At 63.6% G+C, this 25,020-nt stretch carries 28 protein-coding genes and 1 tRNA gene; 21 read left to right on the top strand and 8 right to left on the bottom strand.

Annotation, left to right across the window (positions count from 1 at the left end):
* The first annotated feature begins 313 nt into the window (after positions 1-313).
* The 3 genes from D6858_RS01005 (at position 314) to D6858_RS00995 (ending at position 1,438) form a co-directional block, all read left to right on the top strand.
* Entirely contained in the window at positions 314-547 is a 234-nt protein-coding gene (locus tag D6858_RS01005; protein ID WP_225082763.1) for a hypothetical protein, read from the top strand.
* A gap of 129 nt (positions 548-676) precedes the next feature.
* Positions 677-1,150, top strand: a complete 474-nt coding sequence (locus tag D6858_RS01000; RefSeq protein WP_133305209.1) for a hypothetical protein — start codon at positions 677-679, stop codon at positions 1,148-1,150.
* Between the two features lie 102 nt (positions 1,151-1,252).
* Positions 1,253-1,438, top strand: a complete 186-nt coding sequence (locus D6858_RS00995) for a hypothetical protein (RefSeq protein WP_120106258.1) — start codon at positions 1,253-1,255, stop codon at positions 1,436-1,438.
* A 69-nt stretch (positions 1,439-1,507) separates the two neighbouring features.
* On the opposite strand, the gene D6858_RS00990 is transcribed toward D6858_RS00995, so the two are convergent.
* Complete coding sequence (locus D6858_RS00990; protein WP_120106256.1) at positions 1,508-1,882, bottom strand: DUF4870 family protein; 375 nt, start codon at positions 1,880-1,882, stop codon at positions 1,508-1,510.
* Between the two features lie 217 nt (positions 1,883-2,099).
* On the opposite strand from D6858_RS00990, the gene argB reads away from it, so the two are divergent.
* The 5 genes from argB to D6858_RS00965 all read left to right on the top strand — a co-directional run bounded on the left by argB (position 2,100) and on the right by D6858_RS00965 (position 5,562).
* Positions 2,100-3,002, top strand: a complete 903-nt coding sequence (gene argB / locus D6858_RS00985; protein WP_120106253.1) for an acetylglutamate kinase — start codon at positions 2,100-2,102, stop codon at positions 3,000-3,002.
* Between the two features lie 77 nt (positions 3,003-3,079).
* Entirely contained in the window at positions 3,080-3,361 is a 282-nt protein-coding gene (locus D6858_RS00980) for a YggT family protein (RefSeq protein ID WP_120106250.1), read from the top strand.
* Between the two features lie 2 nt (positions 3,362-3,363).
* The gene (gene folD, locus D6858_RS00975; protein WP_120106247.1) at positions 3,364-4,260 is read left to right on the top strand and encodes a bifunctional methylenetetrahydrofolate dehydrogenase/methenyltetrahydrofolate cyclohydrolase FolD; all 897 of its coding nucleotides are present in this window, start codon (positions 3,364-3,366) and stop codon (positions 4,258-4,260) included.
* Positions 4,260-4,931: a hypothetical protein gene (locus D6858_RS00970; protein WP_120106244.1), complete on the top strand. Its 672-nt coding sequence runs from the start codon at positions 4,260-4,262 to the stop codon at positions 4,929-4,931. The genes folD and D6858_RS00970 overlap by 1 nt, the downstream gene beginning before the upstream one ends.
* A gap of 7 nt (positions 4,932-4,938) precedes the next feature.
* Positions 4,939-5,562 carry a MarC family protein gene (locus tag D6858_RS00965; RefSeq protein WP_120106241.1) on the top strand — a complete coding sequence of 208 codons (624 nt, stop codon included), beginning with the start codon at positions 4,939-4,941 and terminating at the stop codon, positions 5,560-5,562.
* A gap of 4 nt (positions 5,563-5,566) precedes the next feature.
* On the opposite strand, the gene D6858_RS00960 is transcribed toward D6858_RS00965, so the two are convergent.
* Positions 5,567-6,178, bottom strand: coding sequence for an LON peptidase substrate-binding domain-containing protein (locus tag D6858_RS00960; protein ID WP_120106238.1), 612 nt, complete (start codon positions 6,176-6,178; stop codon positions 5,567-5,569).
* A gap of 2 nt (positions 6,179-6,180) precedes the next feature.
* Positions 6,181-7,104: a tetratricopeptide repeat protein gene (locus tag D6858_RS00955; protein ID WP_120106235.1), complete on the bottom strand. Its 924-nt coding sequence runs from the start codon at positions 7,102-7,104 to the stop codon at positions 6,181-6,183.
* Between the two features lie 209 nt (positions 7,105-7,313).
* Here D6858_RS00955 and D6858_RS00950 point away from each other — a divergent pair.
* The 5 genes from D6858_RS00950 (at position 7,314) to D6858_RS00930 (ending at position 11,488) form a co-directional block, all read left to right on the top strand.
* A tRNA-Gly gene (locus D6858_RS00950) sits at positions 7,314-7,388 on the top strand.
* 922 nt (positions 7,389-8,310) lie between these two features.
* The gene (ybeY, locus tag D6858_RS00945; protein ID WP_120106493.1) at positions 8,311-8,799 is read left to right on the top strand and encodes an rRNA maturation RNase YbeY; all 489 of its coding nucleotides are present in this window, start codon (positions 8,311-8,313) and stop codon (positions 8,797-8,799) included.
* Between the two features lie 20 nt (positions 8,800-8,819).
* Positions 8,820-9,740: a hemolysin family protein gene (locus D6858_RS00940; RefSeq protein WP_120106232.1), complete on the top strand. Its 921-nt coding sequence runs from the start codon at positions 8,820-8,822 to the stop codon at positions 9,738-9,740.
* 87 nt (positions 9,741-9,827) lie between these two features.
* Positions 9,828-10,709 carry a LysR substrate-binding domain-containing protein gene (locus D6858_RS00935; protein ID WP_120106229.1) on the top strand — a complete coding sequence of 294 codons (882 nt, stop codon included), beginning with the start codon at positions 9,828-9,830 and terminating at the stop codon, positions 10,707-10,709.
* A gap of 59 nt (positions 10,710-10,768) precedes the next feature.
* The gene (locus D6858_RS00930) at positions 10,769-11,488 is read left to right on the top strand and encodes an EcsC family protein (RefSeq protein WP_120106226.1); all 720 of its coding nucleotides are present in this window, start codon (positions 10,769-10,771) and stop codon (positions 11,486-11,488) included.
* Between the two features lie 146 nt (positions 11,489-11,634).
* On the opposite strand, the gene D6858_RS00925 is transcribed toward D6858_RS00930, so the two are convergent.
* On the bottom strand, positions 11,635-12,099 hold the full coding sequence (locus tag D6858_RS00925) for a peptidylprolyl isomerase (protein WP_120106224.1): 465 nt from the start codon (positions 12,097-12,099) through the stop codon (positions 11,635-11,637).
* Positions 12,100-12,198: 99 nt separating this feature from the next.
* Between D6858_RS00925 and mgtE the strand changes: the two genes are divergently transcribed.
* The 3 genes from mgtE to D6858_RS00910 all read left to right on the top strand — a co-directional run bounded on the left by mgtE (position 12,199) and on the right by D6858_RS00910 (position 15,071).
* The gene (gene mgtE / locus D6858_RS00920) at positions 12,199-13,653 is read left to right on the top strand and encodes a magnesium transporter (RefSeq protein WP_120106221.1); all 1,455 of its coding nucleotides are present in this window, start codon (positions 12,199-12,201) and stop codon (positions 13,651-13,653) included.
* 49 nt (positions 13,654-13,702) lie between these two features.
* Positions 13,703-14,095 carry a DUF1489 family protein gene (locus D6858_RS00915; protein WP_120106217.1) on the top strand — a complete coding sequence of 131 codons (393 nt, stop codon included), beginning with the start codon at positions 13,703-13,705 and terminating at the stop codon, positions 14,093-14,095.
* A 202-nt stretch (positions 14,096-14,297) separates the two neighbouring features.
* The gene (locus D6858_RS00910; RefSeq protein ID WP_120106214.1) at positions 14,298-15,071 is read left to right on the top strand and encodes a sulfite exporter TauE/SafE family protein; all 774 of its coding nucleotides are present in this window, start codon (positions 14,298-14,300) and stop codon (positions 15,069-15,071) included.
* Here the strand turns inward: D6858_RS00910 and D6858_RS00905 are convergent.
* From D6858_RS00905 to D6858_RS00895, 3 genes are read right to left on the bottom strand one after another with little or no spacing between them, the layout of a single operon-like run.
* Positions 15,061-15,741, bottom strand: a complete 681-nt coding sequence (locus D6858_RS00905) for a DsbA family oxidoreductase (protein ID WP_120106491.1) — start codon at positions 15,739-15,741, stop codon at positions 15,061-15,063. The genes D6858_RS00910 and D6858_RS00905 overlap by 11 nt on opposite strands.
* Positions 15,738-16,613, bottom strand: a complete 876-nt coding sequence (gene nudC, locus D6858_RS00900; RefSeq protein ID WP_120106211.1) for an NAD(+) diphosphatase — start codon at positions 16,611-16,613, stop codon at positions 15,738-15,740. Before nudC ends, D6858_RS00905 begins: the two co-directional genes overlap by 4 nt.
* Positions 16,610-17,926: a serine hydrolase domain-containing protein gene (locus tag D6858_RS00895; protein ID WP_120106208.1), complete on the bottom strand. Its 1,317-nt coding sequence runs from the start codon at positions 17,924-17,926 to the stop codon at positions 16,610-16,612. Before D6858_RS00895 ends, nudC begins: the two co-directional genes overlap by 4 nt.
* A gap of 108 nt (positions 17,927-18,034) precedes the next feature.
* Here D6858_RS00895 and D6858_RS00890 point away from each other — a divergent pair, with 108 nt between their 5' ends.
* Positions 18,035-18,256, top strand: a complete 222-nt coding sequence (locus D6858_RS00890; protein WP_102155734.1) for a hypothetical protein — start codon at positions 18,035-18,037, stop codon at positions 18,254-18,256.
* Between the two features lie 47 nt (positions 18,257-18,303).
* Here the strand turns inward: D6858_RS00890 and mutY are convergent, their stop codons facing one another.
* On the bottom strand, positions 18,304-19,335 hold the full coding sequence (gene mutY, locus D6858_RS00885; protein WP_120106206.1) for an A/G-specific adenine glycosylase: 1,032 nt from the start codon (positions 19,333-19,335) through the stop codon (positions 18,304-18,306).
* A 29-nt stretch (positions 19,336-19,364) separates the two neighbouring features.
* Here mutY and D6858_RS00880 point away from each other — a divergent pair, with 29 nt between their 5' ends.
* The 4 genes from D6858_RS00880 to D6858_RS00865 all read left to right on the top strand — a co-directional run bounded on the left by D6858_RS00880 (position 19,365) and on the right by D6858_RS00865 (position 24,987).
* The gene (locus D6858_RS00880; RefSeq protein ID WP_120106489.1) at positions 19,365-19,907 is read left to right on the top strand and encodes a DUF721 domain-containing protein; all 543 of its coding nucleotides are present in this window, start codon (positions 19,365-19,367) and stop codon (positions 19,905-19,907) included.
* On the top strand, positions 19,904-20,632 hold the full coding sequence (locus D6858_RS00875; protein ID WP_120106203.1) for a thioredoxin domain-containing protein: 729 nt from the start codon (positions 19,904-19,906) through the stop codon (positions 20,630-20,632). Before D6858_RS00880 ends, D6858_RS00875 begins: the two co-directional genes overlap by 4 nt.
* Before the next feature lie 122 nt (positions 20,633-20,754).
* Positions 20,755-21,528: a thioredoxin domain-containing protein gene (locus D6858_RS00870; RefSeq protein ID WP_120106200.1), complete on the top strand. Its 774-nt coding sequence runs from the start codon at positions 20,755-20,757 to the stop codon at positions 21,526-21,528.
* Positions 21,529-21,564: 36 nt separating this feature from the next.
* A complete protein-coding gene (locus tag D6858_RS00865; protein ID WP_120106197.1) occupies positions 21,565-24,987 on the top strand; it encodes an AAA family ATPase in 3,423 nt (1,140 codons plus the stop codon).
* Positions 24,988-25,020: the final 33 nt, after the last annotated feature.

Raw genomic sequence — 25,020 nt, 5'->3', positions numbered from 1 at the left:
GTCCGGCAGCTTCTGTCTGATCCGGACGTTTGCACCGCGTCAGGCGAGCGGCAATACCTGATCGATAGCCGTTACCGGAAAAATGTGATCGAGGATGGCAGCTTTCCCAGTTCGATTGCCCAAAACCGGCCCGTCGGCATCCGCCCCAAACTCTGCCATGCAATCAAACCAAAGCGAAAGTTTGCCTACCACACCCTCAGAAAACCAACCGGAAGCTACCCACCCACATCAAACGCCTCCACCCCCTTGCCCCGCACGGCTGAACATGAAACACCGCGCACTCTTGCTAACCTCTTGGCGAAGGAGTCGCTTTATGATCCGTTTCACTTCCACCAAAGCTGCCGGTGCAATCGTTCTGGCGGGTGCGCTGGCGTTGGGCGCTTGTGGCAAGTCCGAAGAGCCGACTTATGAGGCCGACGCGGTCGATCAGAGCGGGGGCCAGTTGCAGGTGACCGATGAATCGAGCGATGCCGTTCCGGTTACCGTTCCCGAAACCGCGATGACCCCGGCCCCGGCAGACACCGCCAGCGCGGCACCGGCTGAGTAATCCACCGCACGGGGGCGCTGCACCGGCTTCGCACCGGGCAGCGCCCGCCGGACCGGGCCTTGCCGGTGATACTGCCGGCGGGATGCCTTGCGTTTTCCTACACGCGGGAAACCTGCTTCATCCTGTGGGATGAAACACTATCCCCACCCCTCGCCCTCTGCCTCTCGGCCGACCGGGCCACGTCCGCCGCGCCGCATTCCGGCGTTTCACCCTGTCCCCGTCGGCAACCGCGCCGATGGGTGGACGCCTGCGCGGCAGGCCGCATTTATCGGTATGCTGGCGCAGACCCGATCGGTGCTGGCCGCGGCGCAATCGGTGCGGATGGGGCGAGAGAGCGTCTATCGCCTGCGGCGGCGCGCCGGGGCAACCGGGTTCGCGGCGGCATGGGACGCGGCGCTGGGAAAGTCACACACGCCGGTGAATCTGGCCAGCGCAAAGTCCACAGGTCTGTCCGCTCGCTATCGGGCGGAGGCGGGGCTGGCGCAAGTGGTGATGAGCGCTGGCCGCTATATGGCAACCCGTTGGAAACCCGATCATAATGCCCTGCTCCAACTGCTGGCGCAGCTTGATCGGGCGGTGTTGGCGACAGAGCGTGAGCGGTGAAAGTCACAGCTTTCAAAACTGCAATGAGCGTCACGCGCCAATGTGGCCTTTCCCCCGCGCACAGCAGCGGTTCGTTAACTCGCTTCGGCTATACCGGTGGGCATGTTCAACCGTTATCAGAACGTGTTCCGCAGCCGCTGGCGCGCTCTGTTGTGGGCGGGCGGGATCATGCTGACCGCCTATTGCTCCGTCCCCTCTCGCGACGAGACTGCTCAGCAGCACCCCGCAGTGCAGGCGGCGCACGAACACTACAACCCCTGGGCGCTGGACAAACCGGCACAGCGATAGGGGGCGCCGTCCGGACGCCGCCCCTGCTACCCGGTCTCGCTGCCCAGCCTCGCTACGGTGTGGAGCGCGTCAGATCGTCCAGCTATCCGGGTTGGGCATCGGCTCGTGCTTCTGCGCGGCGAGCAATGCCAGCACCGAACGCACCACCACCAGCACCGCGACCGCCAGCAGAATCAGGAAACCGACCAGCACGATCATCAGCACGCCGCCGATGATCGAACCGATAAAGCCGATCCAGAAGGTGCGGATGTGATAGGCATAATGCGATGCCTCCCACGAAGCTGCCGCATCCTTGCGCCAGACATAGGCCAGCACGATACCGACCAGCCCGCTGATCCCGGTGATGAAAGAGGCGAGGTAACACAGACTGATAATGGTCGAATGGTTGAAATCGAACCCGCCGCCCGCCGGTGCGGGGCCGCCGTTGGTACCCGTATCGTTCATGCAAATTCCCCTTGGTCGCGTTGCCGCCTGTCATGCGCCCTGCCCCCGATCATACGGCATCGCACACAAGGGGCAACGGGGTTTGCAGCCACAGTCCGCCACTGGCCGCCACCGGATCGGATTACAGGCACCGATTATCGGCAGCATGATGCAGCGGGTTCCCACGCGGCAGGGCAATCGCTAAGGGCGGGCAACCGATAAGGAGCAGACCAGCAAGATGAGCGCTTCCACCGACAAGACCATGCTCGCCAAGGCGGAAGTGCTGATCGAGGCACTGCCTTATCTCCAGCGCTATGCCGGGCGCACGTTCGTGGTCAAATACGGCGGCCATGCGATGGGCGATCCCGCCGCCGCGCGCGATTTCGCGGAAGACGTGGTGTTGCTGAAAGCTGTGGGTATCAACCCGGTGGTGGTCCACGGCGGCGGCCCGCAGATCGGCGCCATGCTCAAGAAACTGGGCGTGGAAAGCACATTTATCGATGGCCTGCGCGTCACCGACAAGGCCACCGCCGAAGTGGCCGAGATGGTCCTGTCCGGCGCGATCAACAAGGAACTGGTCGGCTGGATCGCACAGGCCGGCGGCAAGGCGCTGGGCATATCCGGCAAGGATGGCGGCATGGTCACCGCCACCAAAGTCAGCCGCACTACGAAAGACCCGGAAAGCAATATCGAACAGGCGGTCGACCTGGGGTTCGTGGGCGAACCGTCCTGCGTCGACACGACATTGCTCGACACCGCGATTGGCGCTGGGATGATCCCGGTGGTTGCCCCCATCGGCGCGGGGACGGATGGGCATACTTACAATATCAACGCCGATACGATGGCCGGGGCTATCGCCGCGGCACTGGGCGCGGCGCGGCTGTTCCTGCTGACCGATGTCGCGGGCGTGCTGGATAAAGGCGGCAACCTGCTGACCGATCTGACCCCCGCCGACATCGCCACGCTGAAAAGCGACGGCACGATCAGCGGCGGGATGATCCCCAAGCTGGAAACATGCACCCATGCGGTGGAGGCTGGGTGCGAAGCCGCCGTCGTGCTCGACGGGCGCGTGCCCCACGCGATGCTGCTGGAGTTCTTCACCGCGCGTGGCGCAGGCACCTTGATCCGCATGGGTCAGTGACTAGCTTGCGTATTACACAGTTGATACACCCCGCGGCGCTCCGCTACATCAATGCGGACGCCATTTAAGAGGTAACGATGGACGCCCTTCTCCAGATCCTTTCCATGCTCATCTCCACGGTGAACATGCTGATCATCATCTGGTTCATTATCGGATTGCTGTTCGCATTCAACGTGATCGGCCGGGATAACCAGTTTTTCGTGCAGGTGTACGATGCCATTTCGCGCCTGTTCGAACCGGTGCTGGCCCCGATTCGCCGCATCCTGCCCGATACCGGGTCGATCGACTTCTCCCCGATGGTGCTGCTGATGCTGCTCTATGCGGCGGATATCCTGATCCGTTCGGCAGCGGGGCACTGATCGTGACCGCACAGATTATCGACGGGAAGGCATTTGCCGCCAATTTGCGCGAACGGGTCGGCGCACTGGCTGCCGAGTTCGCGGCGAAGGCCGGTCGCAAGGCGGGCCTCGCTGTGGTTCTGGTGGGCGAAGATGCCGCCAGCCAGGTCTATGTCCGGTCGAAGGGCAAGGCGACCGTGGCCGCCAATATGGAAAGCTTCGAACACCGCCTGCCCGCCGATGCCTCTCAGGATGAACTGCTGGCTCTGGTAAGCAAGCTGAACGCCGATCCGGCGGTCGATGGCATTCTGGTGCAGCTTCCCCTGCCCGCTCAGATGGATGAACAAGCGGTGATCGCCGCTATCGACCCGGACAAGGATGTCGATGGCTTCCACGTCATCAACGCCGGGCGGCTGGCGGTGGGCGATCGCGGGTTTGTGCCGTGCACCCCGCTGGGCTGCATGATGCTGCTGACCGATCGGCTGGGCGACCTGTCCGGGCTGGAGGCGGTGGTGATCGGCCGGTCGAACATCGTCGGCAAGCCGATGGCGCAACTGCTGCTCGATGCCAACGCCACGGTGACTATCGCGCATAGCCGCACGAAGGATCTGCCCGCTGTGGTCAAGCGTGCCGATATCGTAGTCGCGGCGGTGGGCCGGGCCGAAATGGTCAGGGCCGAATGGCTGAAAGAGGGCGCGACGGTGATCGACGTAGGCATCAACCGCCTGCCGCCCGAACCGGGCAGCGACAAGGGCAAGCTGGTGGGCGATGTCGCCTTTGGCGAAGCGTCGGTGGTTGCCGGGGCGATCACGCCCGTGCCCGGCGGGGTCGGCCCGATGACGATTGCCGTCCTGCTCCGCAATGCGCTGGTCGCCGCTTACCGCCACGAAGGGCTGGACTTGCCCGAAGGGACGATCTGATGCGCGCGCGGGTTGCCCTTGTTGCTGTGCTGACGCTGGCAATTGCCGGATGCGCCAGTGGGCCGAACGGCCCGCGCAAGCTGAAGCCAGTGGCGAACCCCAGCGCAGTGGTTGCAACTGAACTCGCCTTCGCCCGCGCCGCTCAGGAAGACGGGCAGTGGAGCGCGTTTCGCAAATATGCGGACAAAAGCGCGATCATGCTGCGCGAATCCGGGCCGGTGAATGCGCGCAGCTGGCTGGCCGGGAAAGCCGATCCGGCGCAGCCAGTGTCGTGGGAACCGCTGGCCATCTGGTCCAGTTGCGACGGATCGCTGGCGGTCAGCAAATATGCCTTCACCGATCCCACTGACGGGACCAGCGGCGAAGGGTACACCGTGTGGAAACGCGACCGCCCCGACCGCTATCGCTATCTGTTCGATATGGGCTACGCCGCGCCCCGCGCCGAAGCGCCGGAGATGATCCGCGCCGATGTCGCTGAATGCAAGGCAGCCCCTGCCGCCCCGGCCAGTGGCGCTGTGGGCCAGTCGGACGATGGCTCGCTTGCGTGGAGCTACAGCTTCGAAAACGGTGTGCGAAGCCTGCGGGTGTGGACCTCTGGCAAGGCAGGCCCTAAGCTGGCGATCGATCAATCGGTCCCCGCCGGGGATCGTTCCAACAGAACGGGCAACTGACGCCGCAATGCTCGAACTCTTCCTCTCTGCTTTCGTCACGCTGTTCGTCGTGATCGACCCGCCGGGATGCGCGCCGATCTATGCCGGGCTGACCAAAGGCGCCACCGCCGCGCAGACCCGCCATATGGCGATCCGCGCCTGCGTGATCGCCATGGCTATCCTGCTGGTGTTCGCGCTGTTCGGCAAGGCGTTGCTGGGCGCGCTGCATATCGAACTCGACGCGTTCCGCATCGCGGGCGGGATCATGCTGTTCGTCATCGCGCTCGACATGGTGTTCGAAAAACGCACACAGCGGCGCGAAGATCGGGTGGAAATGGTCAACTCCACGCCAGAGATTGAAGACGTGTCGGTATTCCCGATGGCGATGCCGATGCTCGCCGGGCCGGGCGCCATCGCCAGCGTCATGCTGCTGACCAGCAAGGCACCGGGATTTCAGGGCACACTGGTGGTATTGGGTGCACTGGCAGCGATCATGGCGATCACGCTGGCCGCGCTGCTCGCCGCCGGGCCGATGATGCGGGTGTTCGGATCGAATGTGGAGGCGGTGATTACCCGCCTGCTCGGCGTGTTGCTGGCGGCATTGGCGGCACAATACGTGATCGACGGATTGCGCGCCGCCTTCGGCATCTGACGGGTTACTGCAACGTCACCCGCTCTTCATCCGGGTCGCTCCGCCCGAAGAACTGCATCAACTGAATCAGCAGTTCGCACCGCGCACCCAGCGTGGGCGATTCCAGCAGCGCCTGTTTCGCGGCGCTGTCGAACGGGGCGATCTGGCTGACCCCGTCGATCAGCGAACGATCGTCGAGGCTTGAGACCGAATCCCAGTCCACCGAATAACCCTGAAGATCGGCAAAGCGGCGCGCTTCCTGTTCGAACCCGGCCCGCTCTACACTGGAAAGCGAGGCGAATTCATCGTCCTCGATCAGCTCGGCTTCGACCTGGCGAAACGGCGTGTCGACATCCAGTTCGCGCATTACGCGGAAGCGCGATTCGCCCTGAAGCACGATATTGAACCGCCCGTCGTCCATCGCTTCGACTTCGTCGATCTTGCCGACGCAGCCGACCGCGTACAGCGGCGCATCGGGTTCGGCGGTGTGCGGCTGTATCATCGCGATCCGCCGGTCACGCGCCAGCGCATCGCTGACCATCGCGCGATAGCGCGGTTCGAACACGTGCAGCGGCAGATGCAGCCCGGGGAACAAAATCGCCCCCGGCAGCGGAAAGATCGACAGGCGGGTGGCCATCGTTACCCGAACAATATCTTGGACAGACGGCGACGTGTCGAAACGACCCACGGGTCTTCCAGCCCGATCGCTTCGAATATCTGGAGCAGTTTGGCCTTGGCCGCGCCTTCGTTCCATTCGCGGTCGGCCGCGATCATCGCCAGCAGCGTATCGGCCGCGGCATCGCGATCGCCCGCGGCATAGGCCGCCTCGGCATAGGCCAGCCCGGCATCCATATCGGCGGGGTTGGCCGATGCCGCATCGCGCAGCGCGGCCAGCTCGCTGTCATCCACTTGCGTCCCCGCCAGATCGAGCGCCGACATCGCCGTCTTCACCGCAGGATCGTCAGCGATTTCGCCGGGCAGCGAAGCGGCGAACTGGCGCGCCTCTTCCACTTTGCCCGCAGCCACCAGTGAGCGGATCAGTCCGCCGCTGGCAGCGGCATTGTCGGGCGCCATCTCCACCACTTGCATGAAGATGCCCGCCGCACGGTCCGCATCGCCATCGGCCAGCACCTGTTCGGCCATTGTCACGAACTGCGAGACATCGGGCGCCTGCTGCCCATTGGCGCCGCCATCCTGCTCCGCCCCGGCCTCTACCGGCAATTGCGCCAGCAGTTGATCGAGCATTTGCTTGAGCTGCGATTCGCTGCGGGCATTGGTCAGATCCGCGACCGGCTGCCCCTGAAACATGGCATAGACCGTCGGGATCGAGCGGACCTGAAACTGCGCGGCAATGAACTGTTCCTCGTCCACATTGACTTTGGCCAGCAGCACACCTTTGTCGGCATATTCGCCGCACACTTTTTCCAGCACCGGTGTCAGCGCCTTGCACGGGCCGCACCATTCGGCCCAGAAATCGAGCACCACCAGCTTGCTCATCGATGGTTCGACCACCTGAGTGCGGAAGCGATCGACTGCCTTCTGTTCGTCGAGGTTGAGCCCCATGCTGGCCACGTTCAGTCCCCTAATCCATTTGTCACTTGCATATACACGAATGCCCAATGTGGGCGTTTGCGCTGCAATGTGAAGGGGAATTCGGCGGGAAGACAGGGGGGATGCAAATTGGCGAAAATTTCCCCTTGCAGGCCCGCGAACCCGCTGCTAATCGCCCGCCTCCCCGATCGGAGACGTCAGTTTCCGATCACGCCAAGTGAGCGGGCGTAGCTCAGGGGTAGAGCACAACCTTGCCAAGGTTGGGGTCGGGCGTTCGAATCGCCTCGCCCGCTCCATTTTCTTACAGACATCGTCGGCCTAATTGTCTTCCGTTATTCATCGGGGCGATTGGCGGAGGCGTTGGGCGATAGTGTGTCACACGAAGGCACGAAGGCACTAAGCAGGCTTGGCTCGGAGGTAAGGCCGTCCCGCCAATGGCTGGCCCGTACTATCGCGCGTATCCCCCCCTCGTCATTGCGAGGAGCCGAAGGCGACGTGGCAATCCATCGACCGCACTTGCCCCACCTGCGACCGATGCGATGGGCGGGAACCGTCAGGCCATGGATTGCTTCACGGCGTTCGCAATGACGAACAGAGAGGTGGGTGTGCCCCCCCCAGCGAGAACGTGCCTTCACCCCCCCTCGTCATTGCGAGGAGCCGCAGGCGACGTGGCAATCCAAGGACCGAACCTCGCCCCCACTACAACCGTCGTGATGGGCGGAGGCGTTGGGCGATAGTGTGTCACACGAAGACGCGAAGGCACTAAGCAGGCTTGGTTCGGAGGTAGGGGCCGTCCCGCCAATGGCTGGCTCATACTATCGCGCGTATCCCACCCCTCGTCATTGCGAGGAGCCGAAGGCGACGTGGCAATCCATCGACCGCACCTCGCCCCCACTACAACCGTCGTGATGGGCGGAGGCGTTGGGCGATAGTGTGTCACACGAAGGCACGAAGGCACTAAGCAGGCTTGGCTCGGAGGTAAGGCCGTCCCGCCAATGGCTGGCCCGTACTATCGCGCGTATCCCCCCCTCGTCATTGCGAGGAGCCGAAGGCGACGTGGCAATCCATCGACCGCCCTTGCCCCACCCGTAACCGTCGCAACCGGCACCGCCCTCAGTTGATGGATTGCTTCACAGCGTTCGCAATGACGAACGGCAAGGGGAAAGCCCCCCATTTCTCCCCATGACCTTCAGCGAAAACCCGCCTACAGGCCCCGCTATGGACGCGATTGTCGAAGTGGAAGACTGGCGCGACGCCGATTGGGAGGGGCTGGTGGCGCGGGTGGCGCAGGCGGCCGCGCGGGTGGAGCCGGCGCTGGCCAATCCGCGGCTGCAGGTCAGCGTGCTGTTCACCAGCGATGCCGAGGTGCACACGCTGAACCGCGAATGGCGTGAGCGGGACAGGCCGACCAATGTGCTCAGCTTCCCGATGCTGAAGCGCGAGGATCTCGTGCACCTCGACCCCGACGGGCCGCCCGAATTGCTGGGCGATATCGCGCTGGCGCATGAAACCTGCGCGCGCGAAGCGGCGGAAAAGGGCGTGTCGCTGGCCGATCACGCCGCGCATCTGGTGGTCCACGGCCTGCTCCATCTGGCGGGCCACGACCATGTCGACAGCGATGCACAGGCCGAAGCAATGGAGGCGCTGGAAACAAAGGCGCTTGCCTTTATCGGCATTGGCAACCCATATGGCGAAGCTGACCAGTAAGAGGGCCACGACGAAGGACCATGTCCGATACCGATTCCCAACCGGGAGACGCGGAAAGTAGCCGCGGGCTGTGGCCCGCGATCCGCAAACTATTCGATCACGACGAAGGCGAACGTTCGCTGCGCGAACAGCTTGAAGAAGCGATCGACGAACACGATGCCGCGCATGTCGGTGAAGCCGATGCCCCGTCGGCCACGGGCGACCTGTCGCTGGTGGAACGGCAGATGCTGCGTAACCTGCTGCATTTTTCGGAACACGATGCCGACGATGTGGCGGTGCCGCGCGGCGAAATCATCGCCATCGATGCGGCCAGTTCGTGGGACGAAGTGGTCGATGCGTTTTCGGAAAACGGCCATTCGCGCCTGCCGGTCTACCGCGATTCGCTCGATACCGTGATCGGGATGATCCACATCAAGGACGTGTTCCCCTATCTGGCGGAAAAGCGCACTCCCCCCGCGGACTGGACGGTGTTGCTGCGCCAGCCGCTGTTCGTGCCGCAAACCCGCAACGCGCTGGACGTGCTGGCCGACATGCGCCAGCAACGCACCCATCTGGCGGTCGTTCTCGATGAATATTCGGGCACCGACGGGATCATCACGATCGAAGATCTGGTCGAAGAAATCGTCGGTGAAATCGAAGACGAGCACGATGACGAGCCGGAAGAGATGATGATCGCCCTGCCCGACGGGCAGTGGGATTGCGATGCCCGTACCGAGCTGGACGATATCGCCGAAACCATCGATCCGCGTCTGGCCGAAGTGGAAGAATCGGTCGATACGCTGGGCGGCCTGACATTCGTGCTGGCCGAACAGGTGCCGCCGGTGGGCACTGTCGTCGCCCATCCCAGCGGGTGGCAGATCGAAGTGACCGATGGCGATGAAACCCACGTCAAACGGCTGCGGCTGCACCCGCCCGCGAACGGAGAAGACCCGGAAAGTTAACGAAAACCGCCGGTCCACAAGTTAACTTGTGCAACTGCGAACAAGTATCTCGACAACCGCTGGCTTTCCCATCATCATCGCACCGCAATGTCCCGTCGCCTTCCCCCTTTGCGCGCCCTTGAGGCTTTTCTGCGTGTCGTCCGTCTGGGATCGGCACGCGCGGCTGCGGCTGAACTCAGCCTCAGCCCGTCGGCCCTGTCGCGCCGTATCGGCACGCTGGAAGAATTCGTCGGCAAAAAGCTGTTCACCCGCGCGCATCAGGCGATGCAGCTGACCGACGATGGCCGCTCGTTCTTCGATGCGGTCGCGCCGCATATCGAAGCGCTGGCGGCGGCGGTCGAAAACCAGTCGGATAATCTCGGCGTCATGCGGCTGAAACTGGGCGTGCTGCCGCTGTTCGGCGGGCAGCGGCTGTTCCCGCGCCTCTCCGAACTGCGTAAACGCCATCCCCGGCTGCATATCGATATCGATACCGGCCCTCACTTGCTCGACCGCGTGGGCGATACGCTGGATGCGGCGATTGTTCTGTTGCGAGATCCCGACCCCGCACTGCATGCGGTGCGGCTCGATCATAACCGCGTCTATGCCATCGCATCGGAAGACATCGCCGCCGAAGTCGGCAATGTGCCCGACAAGGCGACGCTGGCGCGGCAGACTTTTCTGATCCACAACGAATTGCCCGACAGTTTCACGGCATGGCGCGAAGCGATCGGACTGAAAGATTTCGAACCGGCGGCCATCGACCACTACGATTCGGGGCAGTTGCTGCTGGAAGCGGCGGCGCAGGGTCTGGGCATCGCCATCATGCACGACGATCACTTCAAGCGGTCGGGCGACCGGCGGCTGGCGCGGCTGTTCGATATCGATGTCGAAAGCCCGTATTCCTATTGGTTCGTCTGCCGCCCGCGCGATCTGGAACAGCGGCAGGTGCGCCTGTTCCACGACTGGCTGGTGAAAGCGGGACTGTAACTGGCTGCATGTGCGGGCGCGGTGCGGAACAGGCGCCCGTTCCAATAGTTATCCCCTTGATGGATATCGCAAAAGAACAGCAGGCCTTTCGCAAGGCGCGCCCTTCGTTCCTCGGTCGCGGGATAGAGCGGCTGACCAACCCGTTTGGCAAGGCGCTGTCGGCGATGGTGCCCGATGCACTGGTCGATGCCGTGATCCGCGGGATCGACGCCGCCGCGAACGCCCCTGCCCTAACACGCTTCCGCCACGACCCCGCCGATCTGGAGGCCAGCCGCCAAGCTGCGCGCAAGGTCGAACGGCTGGCGAAGAACGTCAACGGCGCCACCGGCGCGGCGGCGGGGTTCGGCGGAGCGATTTCCGCCGGGGTCGATGTGCCCACCTCGATCGCCATCGCGCTCCGCAATATCCGCGATACCGGCCGCGCTTATGGCTACGATGGGAAAGGGCCGGAAGAAAAGCTGTTCCGCCTGCGGGTTCTCGAACTCGCCGCTATCGACGATCCCAAATTGCGCGCCGAACGCATTGCTGCGCTGGAAGCGGCGATTGCGCCCGATGGATCGCTGCTGCCGGTGTCCGCCGATGCCACCAACGCAATGGTCGATGCCACGGTCGAACGCCTGTCGCGCGCGGTGGCCTTCGCTTCGTTCCGCAAACGGATGGGGATGATGGTGCCGGTGGCCGGATCGGCGGTCGGGCTGATGGTCAACCGGTCGTTTCAGGCCGATGTCGCGAAAACCGCCCGGTTTGCCTTTCAGGAACGGCGGCTGAAATCCCGCTGATCACCCGCTGAAGGCCGGTATCGGGTGTTTGCCCCGCTGTTTCAGGGGATCGGCAGTCGTTATCTGTAAAAAAGGGCGACCTTCGCAGGCCGCCCTTCTCTTTTCCATTATACCGCAATTATTTATGCGACAAATATAGTGGTGAATTACGAGACAACCGCTTTGACGATCTTGCCCGGTTCACGCGGCGGTTCGCCCTTGGGCAGCGCGTCGATATGTTCCATCCCGCTCTCGACTTCGCCCCACACCGTGTACTGCCGGTCGAGGAAGCGGGCATCGTCGAAGCATATGAAAAACTGGCTGTTTGCGCTGTTCGGATCTTGCGTGCGCGCCATCGAGCAAGTGCCGCGAACGTGCGGTTCGGCGTTGAATTCCTGCGCCAGATCGGGCTTGTCGCTGCCGCTCATCCCGGTGCCGGTCGGATCGCCGCCCTGCGCCATGAAACCGGGGATCACGCGGTGGAAAACCACCCCGTCATAAAATCCTTCTCCAGCAAGTTCTGCAATACGTTCAACGTGGTTAGGCGCCAGATCGGGGCGCAGCTTGATAACGACATCGCCGCCCTCTCCGTTTCCGGTATCGAGCGTGAAAGTCAGCTTTTCGGCGGCCATCGGAGTCTCCTGTTCAATGGTTCGCCGCCGATATAGGCCGCGAAACGACAATGTCACCCGCTGCTTGCGTTTCGCGAGCGCCCGCCTAGAGCAGTCGGGATGGCAAGCGACGATCTGATCGACGAAGAACTGCGACGGGATCTGCCGGAAGAAGGCGGCAAACCCGACGACCGCGTCGACGACGAACGCCACGACGAAGAAAACCGGCTGAAGCCCGAATTCGTCCGCCGCGTGGTCGCCGCGCTGGAAGATGGCGATAAGTCAGAGGTTTACGACCTCGTCGAACCGCTCCACCCGGCCGACGTGGCCGACTTGTTCGAGCTGGTCGGGCGCGAAGATCGCTCGGCTCTGGCAGAGGCCGTGTCGGACCTGCTGTCGAGCGAAGTGATCTCCGAACTGAACGATTATGTCCGCGAGGATATGATCGACGCACTGCCCGCCTATGCAGTTGCGGAAATTGCCGAACAGCTCGAAACCGATGACGCGGTTCAACTGATCGAAGACCTCGATCCGCGCGATCAGGCCGCCGTTCTGGCAGAGATGGAGCCGGAAGACCGCGCTGCTATCGAAAGCGCGCTGTCATACCCGGAAGAAACCGCCGGTCGTTTGATGCAGCGCGAATTTGTCGCGGTGCCAGAACACATTACCGTTGGCGACCTGATCGATTTCCTGCGCGACGAAGCCAGCGATCCCGATGCGCTGCCGACCGATTTCTTCGAAATATTCGTCGTCGATCCCGCCCATCGCCCGGTTGGCACCTGCCAGCTCAGCTGGATCCTGCGAACCCCGCGCCACATCGGCCTGACCGATGTGATGAAGCGCGATCAGACCCTGATCCCGGTAACAGCGGATCAGGAAGAAGTCGCGCTGATGTTCCAGAAATACGGACTGATTTCCGCCGCCGTTGTCGACGAAGCCGGACGGCTGGTCGGGCAGATGACAGTGGACGACGTGGTCCACATCATCTCCGAAGAAGCAGGTGAAGACGCGCTGCTGCTCTCCGGTGCGGGCGATGGCGACATCAACGAACCGATCCTGCTGACGGTCCGCGCACGATTGACCTGGCTGGTCATCAACCTCGGCACAGCGATGCTGGCAGCATCGGTGGTCGGAATGTTTCAGGACGCAATCGCGAAGTTTGCCTTGCTCGCGGTGCTGATGCCGATCGTGTCGGGTATGGGCGGAAATGCCGGCACTCAGACACTGGCGGTGACAGTACGCGCCCTTGCCACCAACCAGTTGACCAGCACCAACACCTGGCGCGCGATTGGCCGCGAACTCACCATTGCCAGTGCCAACGGTGTGGCGCTGGCGATTCTGATAGGCGGCGGAACCGCCCTGGTGTTCGGCAATCCTCTGCTCGGTGCGGTGATCGGAACAGCGATGATTATCAATAACCTGACTGCCGGAATGGCCGGGATTGCGGTGCCCGTCACACTGGAACGGCTGCGGGTCGATCCGGCGGTGTCGTCCGCTGTATTTGTGACCACGGCGACAGATGTGATGGGCTTCTTCTCGTTCCTCGGCCTGGCGGTGCTGACCGGGCTGGCCTGACGTTGCCCTGACGTTGCATGGCTGGCGGCGGACACTATCTCAGGTGCCCATGCCGCTATCGATGACCAAGATCGCCTATCGCTCCAAAAGCCTCGATTCCCTGCGGAATTGGGTCGAATCCGGGACAGAGGCACATATGCGGACCCGCTATCTGCCCAAGCGCCACGAAGAGATGATCGGCGGATCGCTCTATTGGATCATGGACCACACCATTGTCGCCCGCTGCGAAATTCTCGGTTTCGAACAACGGCCTGACAGCCATTGGACCATCCGCCTCGCGCCAAAGCTGATCCGCGTGGAACCGCACCCCAAACGCGCGCATCAGGGCTGGCGCTATCTGGCGGAGGAGGATGCGCCGCGCGATCTGACCGATGGGGAGGAACCTGGCGATGTCATGCCTGGAAGGCTGGCGGGCAAGCTCAGTAAACTGGGCTTGATTTAAAAGAGAAAATTTCCCGCCATCGCCCGCACCATCGGCGCCTTTCACGAAACGCGGGCGCGCGAGGCAGTAGTTTTCATCGCTCCTCCCCAATACTAACGACAATTGCACCGCGCCGCGATCCGGCGCAGATACTGGTCCGGCGCACTCCTGCGTCCGAAAGGCCACCCCGATAACCGACCTGCCGATCACTGACCTGTTTGCCATGATCGATTTGGCGCACGCGATGGCCGGGCTGCTCGTCGGGGTACTGGTCGGACTGACAGGGGTGGGCGGCGGATCGCTGATGACACCGCTGCTGGTGCTGATGTTTGGCGTGGCGCCGCAAACCGCAGTGGGCACCGATCTGCTGTTCGCCGCAGTGACCAAGACGGTGGGGGTTGGCGTCCACCACGGACGGCAAACGATCGACTGGAAGATCGTCCGCCGTCTCGCCATCGGCAGCATTCCCGCAGCGCTCCTTACATTGATGGCGCTCAACACGTTTGGGCAATTGGGTAAGAATACCAGCCACATGGTGCTGATCGTGCTCGGCGTCTTGCTGCTGATCACGTCGGTCGGGCTGCTGTTCCAGCGGCGCCTGATGACTTACGGGGCAACGCACCAGTTCGCGCATTCGACCCACAGTTTCGCCCCTACGGTGGCGCTCGGCGCGGTGCTCGGCTTGCTGGTGACGATTACTTCGGTCGGTGCAGGTGCGATCGGAGCGACGATCCTGCTGCTGCTGTACCGCCGCATTCCCGTGGCCCGGATCGTGGGCAGCGATATTGCCCACGCCGTGCCGCTGGCGCTGATCGCCGGTGCCGGTCACTGGCTGCTGGGCAGTGTCGATTTCGCTTTGTTGCTCACATTGCTGATCGGATCGATCCCCGGCGTGATCGCAGGCAGCCTGCTATCCAGCCATGCACCGGAACGGTTGCTGCAACTGGTGCTGGCCGCGATTCTGGCGGTGTCCGGCGTACGCCTGCTTATGAGCTGACCCGCTTCGCGACGATCTTTCGCAAGACATTGGCATATGTCTCCGGCTCCTGCGCGCCGGGAACAAGGAACTGCCCGTCGATCACCATTGCCGGAACACCGGTGACATTCATATCGAACGCCCGCCGCTCTTCCGCGCGCACGGTTTGCGCCAGCCCTTCATCGTCGAGCGCTGAAGCGGCTGAATCGCGATCGAACCCCGCCTCTTCCGCTACATCGAGCAAGACCTCTCGCTCCCCGATACGGCGGCGTTGCTGGAAATGAGCAGCAAACAGCGCCAGCTTGAGCCGGGTCTGCGCCGCTGCCCCGTGCGCCATCAATGCCCAGCGCAACAGCCGGTGCGCGGCAAAGGTGTTCCACATCATCGCCGGGGGCGGATCGCCTTCACCGGTGTAATCGAACGGAAAGCCCGCCGCCCGCGCCCGGTCCGCCATCATATCCGACGCTTGCGCCGCCTGTTCGCCGGTGCGGCCATATTTGCGGGCAATATGCGCGCGGCTTTCTTCCCCTTCGGGCGGCATATCGGGGTTCAGTTCGAACGGTAGCCAGCGGATTTCCGCTGCGATCTCCCCCTCCAGTTGCGCCAGCCCCGCTTGCAGATTGCGGTACCCGATCACGCACCACGGGCACATGACATCGGACCAGATATCGATGGTAACGGATTCGGTCATCGGGCGAGCCACCATTTGAGAAGGAAGTGCGCGATGGCCGTCGGCGGCGGCGGCAGGAATGCCGGATCGGCGCGACCGGCCATCGCATGTTCGACCTCTGCCCGCGTGAACCAGCGGGCATCGACCAGTTCGGTCGTATCGACAGTCAGCTCCTCACCGCTCGCCATTGCGTGACAGCCAATCATCAGCTGACTGGGGAACGGCCACGGCTGGCTGGCGATATATTGCACAGAGCCAGCCACCACCCCGGTTTCCTCCAGCACTTCGCGGGCAACCGCTTCCTCTATGCTCTCACCCGGTTCGACGAACCCGGCCAGCGCGGAATAGCGGCCTTCGGGCCAGCCCAGCCCACGGCCCAGCAACAGCTTGCCTGCATGTTCGACCAGCATGATCGTGACCGGATCGGTGCGCGGAAAATGCTGCGCCCCGCACGCACCGCAATTGCGCTGCCACCCGCCTTTCGCCAACGCGGTCGGCTGGCCGCATTTGGCGCAGAACCGATGCCGTGCGTGCCAGTCCACCAGACTGCGCGCGCCGCCATATGTCGCCAGATCGGCAGGCGGCAGGGCGCCAAGCATGTTCCAGACATCGCGAATGGCATAGGCCGGGGCGTTGTCGCCTTCCGCCGGAACCGCGGCGAAGCAGCCCTTGCCCTCTTTCAGGCCCAGAAACACCAGTTCGGCATCGGGGTCGGCATCAGCCAGCGTGCCCCACACCAGCCCGCCATCCTCGCCCAACACAGGGGCCAGCCCTTCCATCCGCAACAGCCGTGCGCGCCAGTCCATCAGCCCGGCGAGGCGGTCGGGATCGGCCCGCACATGATCGGCACGGTCGAGCGGCGATCCGGCGAAGGCGATAGGCGCGCCGCTCACCGGGCAGCCATTGCAGCGAGGTCTTTGGCCACTGCCGCCGGGAATGCACTGTGGATCGGATATACTTCCGACGGCATGTATTGCGTCATCATCGTTGCGCGCAGATTGTGGGCGAAGTCGACGAACGCGATCGTTCCTGCCGCTCCTCCCCAGCCATAAGTGCCCGCTCGCGCGCCCAGCCCGACCCGGCCTGCCGCGCCAAAGCCCGCTCCATCCACAAATGTGCCCTTGGTCACGATCCCTTCAGGCAACAAGTTCGATGCACCGAGCCGCACCGCCGGTTCGCTCATCACCCGCTTGCCATCGATCAGGCCGTAACCGAGCAGCATACGCAGGAAACGGTCGTAATCGCGCGCCGAACTGACCAGCCCCGACCCACCCATCGGGAACGGGGGCGCTTCGGCAAAGATCGACTGGCGGCCCGGATCGGCGGGCAGCGGTGTGCCGTTGACTACGAAATAGTTAGTGGTGAGCCGCGGAACGTCCTTCGCCGGTACCCGGAAGAATGTGCTGGTCATCCCGCACGGATCGAAGATGTGCTGTTGCAGATACTGATCGAATGGCTGGCCACTGGCGACTTCGATCACCCGCCCCAGCAGATCGATCGCAACCGAATATGACCACTTCGTGCCCGGCTGCAAAACCAGCGGCAATGTCGCCAACCGGTCGGCAAAAGCCTTCAGGCTCGGCGCCTGCGTCCCTCCGTCGAGACCGGGGATAGGCAGTTTGGAAACCTGACCCGCAGCCAGACCGGCATCGATATAAGCCTGCCGGATCGGCCCCTTTTGCATGATCGCATAGCCAAAGCCCGCAGTATGGGTCAGCAAGTGCCGGATAGTAATCGCCTGTTTGGCGGGTTCGACATCGGTGATGGACCCGTCATAGGTCTTCTGGACCTTCATGTCCTTGAATGCGGGCAGGATTTCATACAGCGGCTGATCGAGTCCCAGCTTACCCGCTTCGATCAGCTGCATCACTGCCATGCCGGTGACCGGCTTAGTCATCGAATAGATGCGATAGAGGCTGTCCGGCCCGGCAGGTGCGGTCTGTCCGATGGCCAGTGTCCCTTGCGACAGAAATTCAGGTGCTTTCTGTCCAAAACCCAGTGCCGCGACCATGTTAGCGACCTTGCGCGATGCGACATAATCGCTTTGCAGCTTCGCGACATTGGCCCACACTGTGCCGGTATCTGCTGCCAGAGCGATCCGCCCCAGTGGCACGCCGCCCATCGCTGCACCCGCGCCGAGCCATGCGCCTGCCCGCAAGATATTACGGCGCGAAATCTGCGCCGTGTCGAATTCCCGGAATGCCATCGCGCCTACTCTCCAGATCAGGTTCGCTTACGAAACCCGATGTGCGGCATAGGCTGTCGCGGGTCAACGGGACTTGCGGCGAATGGCTGTTATACCCATACAACACACATGCTGAACGTACTTTCAATCCTGATCGGACTTGTCGCCCTCGTGCTAGCCATTCCCTCGGCGGTGCCACTGCTTGGCTGGGGCAACTGGCTGGTCCTGCCGTTCGCTGTGCTTGGCGCAGGGATCGGGGCGCTGTCGAGCAAGAACCACGGCCGCAATTTCTGCCTTGTGGTGCTGCTGATCGCCGCGATCCGCCTGTCGATCGGCGGCGGGATTATCTGATCCGGACGGCAAGTCGGCGGGCAGGCCATCGGGACCGAGCCCGTCCTCTAAGCCAGCGCCCGTTGCGCCGCCTTGGCAAACAGAGTGGGAAGGCCTGCCTGCTCCAGATCGGCAATCGGCCACCATTCGCCCGCTCCGGGCGGCACCGCAGAACCTTCTGTCAGCACCATCACCACAAGATCGAGATCGAAATGAGTGAACGAATGGCGCACCACACCCGCCTTGCGCCATTCGCCAGCAACCGGCGGCGCGCCATAGCCATCGACACGCGCGCTCCACCCATCGGAAGGAAGCGCACGCATTCCGCCCAGCATCCCCTTCCCTTCGCGCCGCACCAGCCACACGGCCTCGTCTCGCACGATCCACCATGCAGTGCCGGTGCGTTGCGGCTTGGCTTTCTTCGGCGCCTTGACCGGATACTGTGCCGGATCGCCTTGCAGTTTTGCCGCACAGTCGTCCGCAAGTGGGCACAGCAGGCACCGCGGATCGCGCGGAGTGCAGATCGTCGCGCCCAGATCCATCATCGCCTGCGCGAAATCGCCTGAGCGTTCGCTGGGCGTAATCGCATCGGTATGCGCCCGAATAGCCTTGCGGACACCGGGGAGCGGATCGGACAGCGCGAACAGGCGGCTGACGACGCGTTCGACATTGGCATCGACCACCACTGCCCGCCGTTTAAAGGCAATCGCCGCCACTGCCGCCGCGATGTAAGCGCCCACGCCGGGCAGCTCGCGCAAGCCCGCTTCGCTGTCGGGAAATGCACCGCGCGCGCTCACAGCACGGGCCGCAGCGATCAGGTTACGCGCACGGGAATAATACCCCAGCCCCGCCCATGCCGCCATCACCTCTTCCTCCGGCGCGGCGGCCAATGCATCGACATCGGGCCAGCGCCGGGTGAACTCCGCGAAATAGGGAGCAACCGCTGCCGTGGTCGTCTGTTGCAGCATCACTTCGGACAGCCACACGCGATAGGGATCGGGCGGCGGTGCGCCGGGCGGACTGCGCCACGGGAGTTCACGAGCATGGCGGTCGTACCAGCTCAGCAAGTCGCTGGCGATGGATTGCGCGCTGGCAGTCATGGCCGCGCTATGGCATGAGCTGTGCACCGATGGAACGCGATACCCCCCCGAAATCCGCACCCAAAGGCGGCAAGACCGTTGCGCGCCGGTATGAACGCCCGCGCGGCGGCCCGGCGAAGGCGATCTCCGATCTCACTCCGCAAGTGGGGCGGCAGGCATTCCGCCGCTTCGGCTTCGTACAATCGAGCGTGGTTACCCGCTGGCCGGAAATCGTTGGCGAAACCCATGCGCGGGTCTGTGTGCCCGAAGCGATCCGCTTCCCCCCCGGCGAGAAGACCGACGGCATTCTGCAACTGGTCGTCACCCCGGCCCATGCCCCGCTGATCCAGCATGTGATCCCGGAAATCATGGAACGGGTAAACCGGTTCTTCGGGTACAAAGCAGTGGCCCGCATCAAACTGCGGCAAGGAACGGTTAAGCCGCCCCGTGCTGAGGAACGGCCGAAGGCCCCGCCTTCGCTTAAACCGATTCCAATGGAACTGGGGGACAGCCTGCGCGATATCGGCGACCCGGAATTACGCACGGTGCTCGAATCGCTCGCGCGATCGATTGCCGCACAGGAGGATAAATGAGAATTTCCCACGCCGTCCGCCGCACGGCCATCGCGCTTGCAGCGTCTGTCGCATTGTCATCTGGCGGCACAGCATTCGCCAAAGCGGCGGCGCAGCCGGCCACTTCCAAAGCTGCGAACTGGGCAACTACCGTTTCCGTCACCCCCAATGGCGCCCATGCCATCGGCAACCCCAATGCGAAGATCAAGCTGGACGAATTCGTCAGCTATACCTGCTCGCACTGCGCCCACTTCGCGAAAGATGGCGATGGAGCGTTGCAACTGGCATATGTCGGTTCGGGCAAAGTGCAGGTGACCGTGCACAACTTCGTTCGTGATCCAATCGATCTGGCGGCCGCGCTGCTGACCAATTGCGGACCGGCATCGAAGTTCAAACAGAACCATATGATGTTCATGCTGCAACAGCCCAAATGGCTGGAAAAGGCCGAGCGAGCGACCGAGGGGCAGAGGAAACGGTGGAGCACCGGGGATTTACCCACCCGTATGCGCTCTATCTCCAGCGCGCTGGGCTTCTACGATATGATGGCAACCCGCGGTTACTCGCGGGCCGAAGCCGACCGGTGTCTGGCCAACAAGGCGATGGCCGACAAGCTGGTGAATGGCACCAAGGCGGCTATCGAGAAATACAATATTCCCGGCACGCCCAGTTTTGTGCTCGATGGAAATTTACTCGCAGGGACTTTCACCTGGGAAATGCTGCAGCCGCAACTCGACGCGCGGTTCTGATACACCCATTTCGATCGGGCGTGTCACTCCCCGATCGCCTGTGGAAACGCCGGGACTCCAATTTCGCTACGCAGGCTCTATCGTATACCCTGCTCTATCCTGCAGATTCGCTGAGGAATCATATGACGCCGAATTCGCTTACCCGTTCGACACTGATGATCGCCACTGCTGCCCTCGCGCTCGGCCTTGCCGCTTGCGGCAAGAAAGATGATGCCACCGCCAGCCCCAGCAGCGATCAGGCCATTGCCAAGATTGCTCCACCTGCAGGTAAATCATGGTCGGAAACCGTCGTGCAGACCGCAGACGGTGGCTATCTCGCCGGCAATCCCAATGCACCGATCAAGCTGCTGGAATACGGCTCGCTTTCGTGCCCGCACTGCGCCCTCCTTGGCGCTGAAGCGGACGAGCCGCTGATGAACGATTACATTGCCAGTGGCCGGGTAAGCTGGGAATTCCGCAGCTTTGCAATCCACCCGCAGGATGTCCCGCTGACCGTTCTTGCCGAGTGCGGCGGCAAGGAAACGTTCTTCCCACTGGTCGCACAGGTTTACAAGAACTTCGATTCGATGAACGAAGTGCTTAACGACAAGGCCGCGCTCGAACGCGCACAGGCCAGTGGCAACCTGCCGCCGAACAAGCGCTTTGTCGCGCTTGCCAATGCGCTCGGATATGTCGATTTCTTCGCTAAGCGCGGCTTGCCGGTGGATCAGGCCAACGCCTGCCTCGCCGATGCGAACAAGGCACAGAAGGTCGCCGATCTCGCGACGAAATACAGTAACGAAGGCATCAATTCCACACCGACGCTGTTCATCAACGGCAGCAAAGTGGAATTGAGCGGCGGTGAAGAACCCTGGCCCCAGCTTGAGGCCGCGCTGCAACGCGCCGGCGCGCGCTAAACAGCGCGCAGGGGCCAAGGGGGAAACGGCCAGACAATGCACTTCAGGCGGCTCAAGCTCAGTGGTTTCAAGAGCTTTGTAGAGCCGTCTGAACTGCGTATCGAACCGGGGTTAACCGGAGTAGTCGGCCCTAACGGTTGCGGTAAATCCAATCTGCTGGAAGCGATCCGCTGGGTCATGGGCGAAAATTCGCCCAAATCGCTGCGGTCGGGCGGGATGGAAGATGTCATCTTCGCCGGAACCGCACAGCGCCCGCAGCGCGACTTTGCCGAAGTCGTGCTCGACGCCACGACCGATAGCGGCGAAGAACTGGAAGTCGTCCGCCGAATCGAACGCGGCGCAGGCAGCGCCTATCGCATCAACGGGCGCGATGTGCGCGCCAAGGATGTCTCACTTACGTTTGCCGATGCCGCCACCGGCGCGCACAGCCCTGCGCTGGTGAGTCAGGGCAAGATAGCCCAAGTCATTGCGGCCAAGCCGACCGAACGGCGCATGATGCTGGAAGAAGCCGCCGGGATCGCCGGGCTTCACGTTCGCCGCCGCGACGCCGAAAGCAAATTGCGCCAGACCGAAGCCAATCTGGCCCGGCTGGAAGATCTGATGGCCGGGCTCGACAGCCAGATCGCCTCGCTGCGGCGACAGGCGAAGCAGGCCGAACGCTACAAAGTGCTGTCGGATCAGATCCGCGTGGCAGAGGCGCGGGTGTTGTTCGCGCGCTGGCGCGATGCCGCCGCTGCGGCAGAGGCCGCGCGCAAGGAAGCGCGTGGTGCGGAAGAGCGGGTGAGTACCGCGCAAACGGCTGTGACCGAAGCGCAGAAGGCGCAGGCCACCGCAGCGCAAGTTTTAGCTGAGGCGCGCGACGAGCTGGCCGACCGCCGTGACGATGCCAGCGCCCACGGCCACCGGATGGCAGCGCTGACCAGTCAGCTCGAAGCGGCGGAACAGCGGCTGGCCGATCTGGACCGGCAGAAAACACGACTGGAAGAGGATCGAGGCGATGCCGATCGGCTGACCAAGGACGCCGCGGAGGCGCTCGCCCGGCTGGAGAAAGAGCTGGCAGCCAGCGAAGCCACCCTCGCCGCCGATGAGGAGAAGCGCCCCACCCTTGCCGCGCGATTGGAAAACACCGACCGCGCCGCGCGCGCTGCCGAACTGGCGCTGGCCAAGGCGACCGCCGACCACGCCGGTGTCGAGGCGGAATGGCGCGTGGCCGAAGCCGAAGTGGCACAGGCGCAGAACCGTCTCGACCGGATTGCCGCCGAAGCGCAACGGCAGGACGCAGCCCGCGCCGCCCTGAGCGAAGCAGGCGATCCGGCGCTGGCTGTCGAAGAGGCGCACCGTGCCGCAACCGATGCCAACGCCGCACTGGCCCGATTGCAGCAATCGCTGGAAGACAAGCGAGCGCGCAAAGAGGCGCTGCAAACCACCCGCGACGAAGCTGCCAGCGCGCTATCCGCTGCAAGGGCCGAACTCGCCGGTCTGGAGCGCGAACACACCGCGCTGGAACGCGACCGTCAGGCCCGCGCCAAACAGGCTGCCAACCGTCAGGGATTGCCCGCCGCGCTCGATAAAGTGCGCGCCGCACCCGGCTATGAACGGGCGCTCGCGGCGGCACTTGGCCGCGATGCCAAGGCGCCGCTCGGCGCCCCGGCTGGCGGTGCGGAGGGGCGTTACTGGACTGGTGCCGATGCGCCGAACCCGGTAGCAGACAGTCTCGCCGCCCATGTCACCGACTGCCCGCCGCAGCTGGCCGCGCGACTGGCGCTGGTCCACGTCGTTGACAGCGACGATGGGCGGGCGCTGAAACCGGGCGAATGGCTCGTCACCCGCAATGGGGCATTGCGGCGGTGGGACGGGTTCGTCGCCCGCGGTGAAGGGGCAGCGGAAGCGGCCCGGCTGGAGGCAGAGAACCGGCTGGCCGAACTCGAACAGCAATTGCCGCCCCGGCAGACCGCCGTTGCCGAAGCGGAAGCAACTCAGGCCGCTGTACAGGACGAACTGGCGACGCTTCAGCGCGAACTGGTCGCTGACGAACGTGCCGTGCAACAGGCCGCCGATGCCGAACGGCAGGCTTTGCGCACGCTCGATCAGGCGGAAGCTGCGCGGGATCGCCACGCGGCACGTATCGAGGAACTGGAAGCCGCCGCCGCAGAACTGGCCGAACAACGCCAGGCCGCGCAAGCCGATCTGACAGCAGCTCAGGGCCGCCACGCCGCGCTGCCTTCGCCAGAGGCAGGCCGCGCCGCACGTGATGCCGCTCAGGCGAAGAACGAAGCGGCCCGCGATACGATGCAGGCGGCGACCGCCGAACTCGCCGCACACGATCAGTCACTCGCTGTCGCGCGCGAACGAACCGCCGCTCAGCGCAAGGATATCGCCAACTGGCAGGCGCGGTCGGGCGAAGCGGCACGTCGGCTCAGTGAAATGGCTCACAGGTTCGAAGAAATCGAACAGGAACGCGCAGTCATTGCCGCCAAGCCCGAAGGGCTGATGCGCGAAATCGAACAGGGAGACGCCGTTCGCGCGCGCCTGACCGACGCGCTGCATGAAGCGGAAAGCGCCGTCGCGACGGCACAGGAAACCGCGCAGGCCGCCGACCGCGCTCTGGCCGATACCACCGAAATGCTCGCTTCTGCCCGCGAAGGGCGCGCTGGCCTTGCCGCCCGCGCCGAAAACGAGGAGCAGCGGCGCGAAGAAATGGCGCGCCTGTCGGGTGAACGATTCCAGTGCCCGCCCCCGCTGCTGGGTGATCGGTTCGGGTTCGACGATGGGGACGTGAAAAACGCCGGGCTTGAATCCGAAGAACTGGACCGCCTGACCGGCAGCCGCGAACGGATCGGCCCTGTCAATCTGGTCGCGGCGGATGAACTCGAACGGATCGAGGCCGAACACGGCAACAGCGCCGAAGAACAGGCCGAACTGACCGAAGCCGTTGCCCGACTGCGCGGATCGATTGGCAGCCTCAATCGCGAGGGGCGCGAACGGCTGCGAGTGGCCTTCAATGAAGTGAACGAACACTTCAAACGGCTGTTCACCCGCCTGTTCGAAGGAGGGGAAGCGCATCTGGCACTGATCGACAGCGACGATCCGCTGGAGGCCGGGCTGGAAATCTTCGCGCAGCCCCCCGGCAAACGCCTGCAATCGCTGACGCTGCTGTCGGGCGGCGAACAGGCGCTGACCGCCACCGCGCTGATATTCGCGCTGTTTCTTACCAACCCCGCGCCGATCTGCGTGCTGGACGAAGTCGATGCGCCGCTGGACGATGCCAATATCGACCGGTTCTGCGATCTGCTCGATTCAATGGTGACGGAAACACAGACACGTTATCTGATCGTCACGCACAACGCGGTGACGATGAGCAGGATGCACCGTCTGTTCGGGGTGACTATGGTGGAGAAAGGCGTCAGCCGCCTCGTCAGCGTCGATCTTGGCGAAGCGGAGCGAATGGCGGCGGAATAAATCCCCGCCACCTGCAATTCTGACTCACGCCGC

Source organism: Tsuneonella suprasediminis, from assembly GCF_003605755.1.
Taxonomy (GTDB): domain Bacteria; phylum Pseudomonadota; class Alphaproteobacteria; order Sphingomonadales; family Sphingomonadaceae; genus Tsuneonella; species Tsuneonella suprasediminis.
The sequence above is the reverse complement of the archived record's forward strand: the minus strand, read 5'-3'. Positions and strand labels throughout refer to the sequence as shown.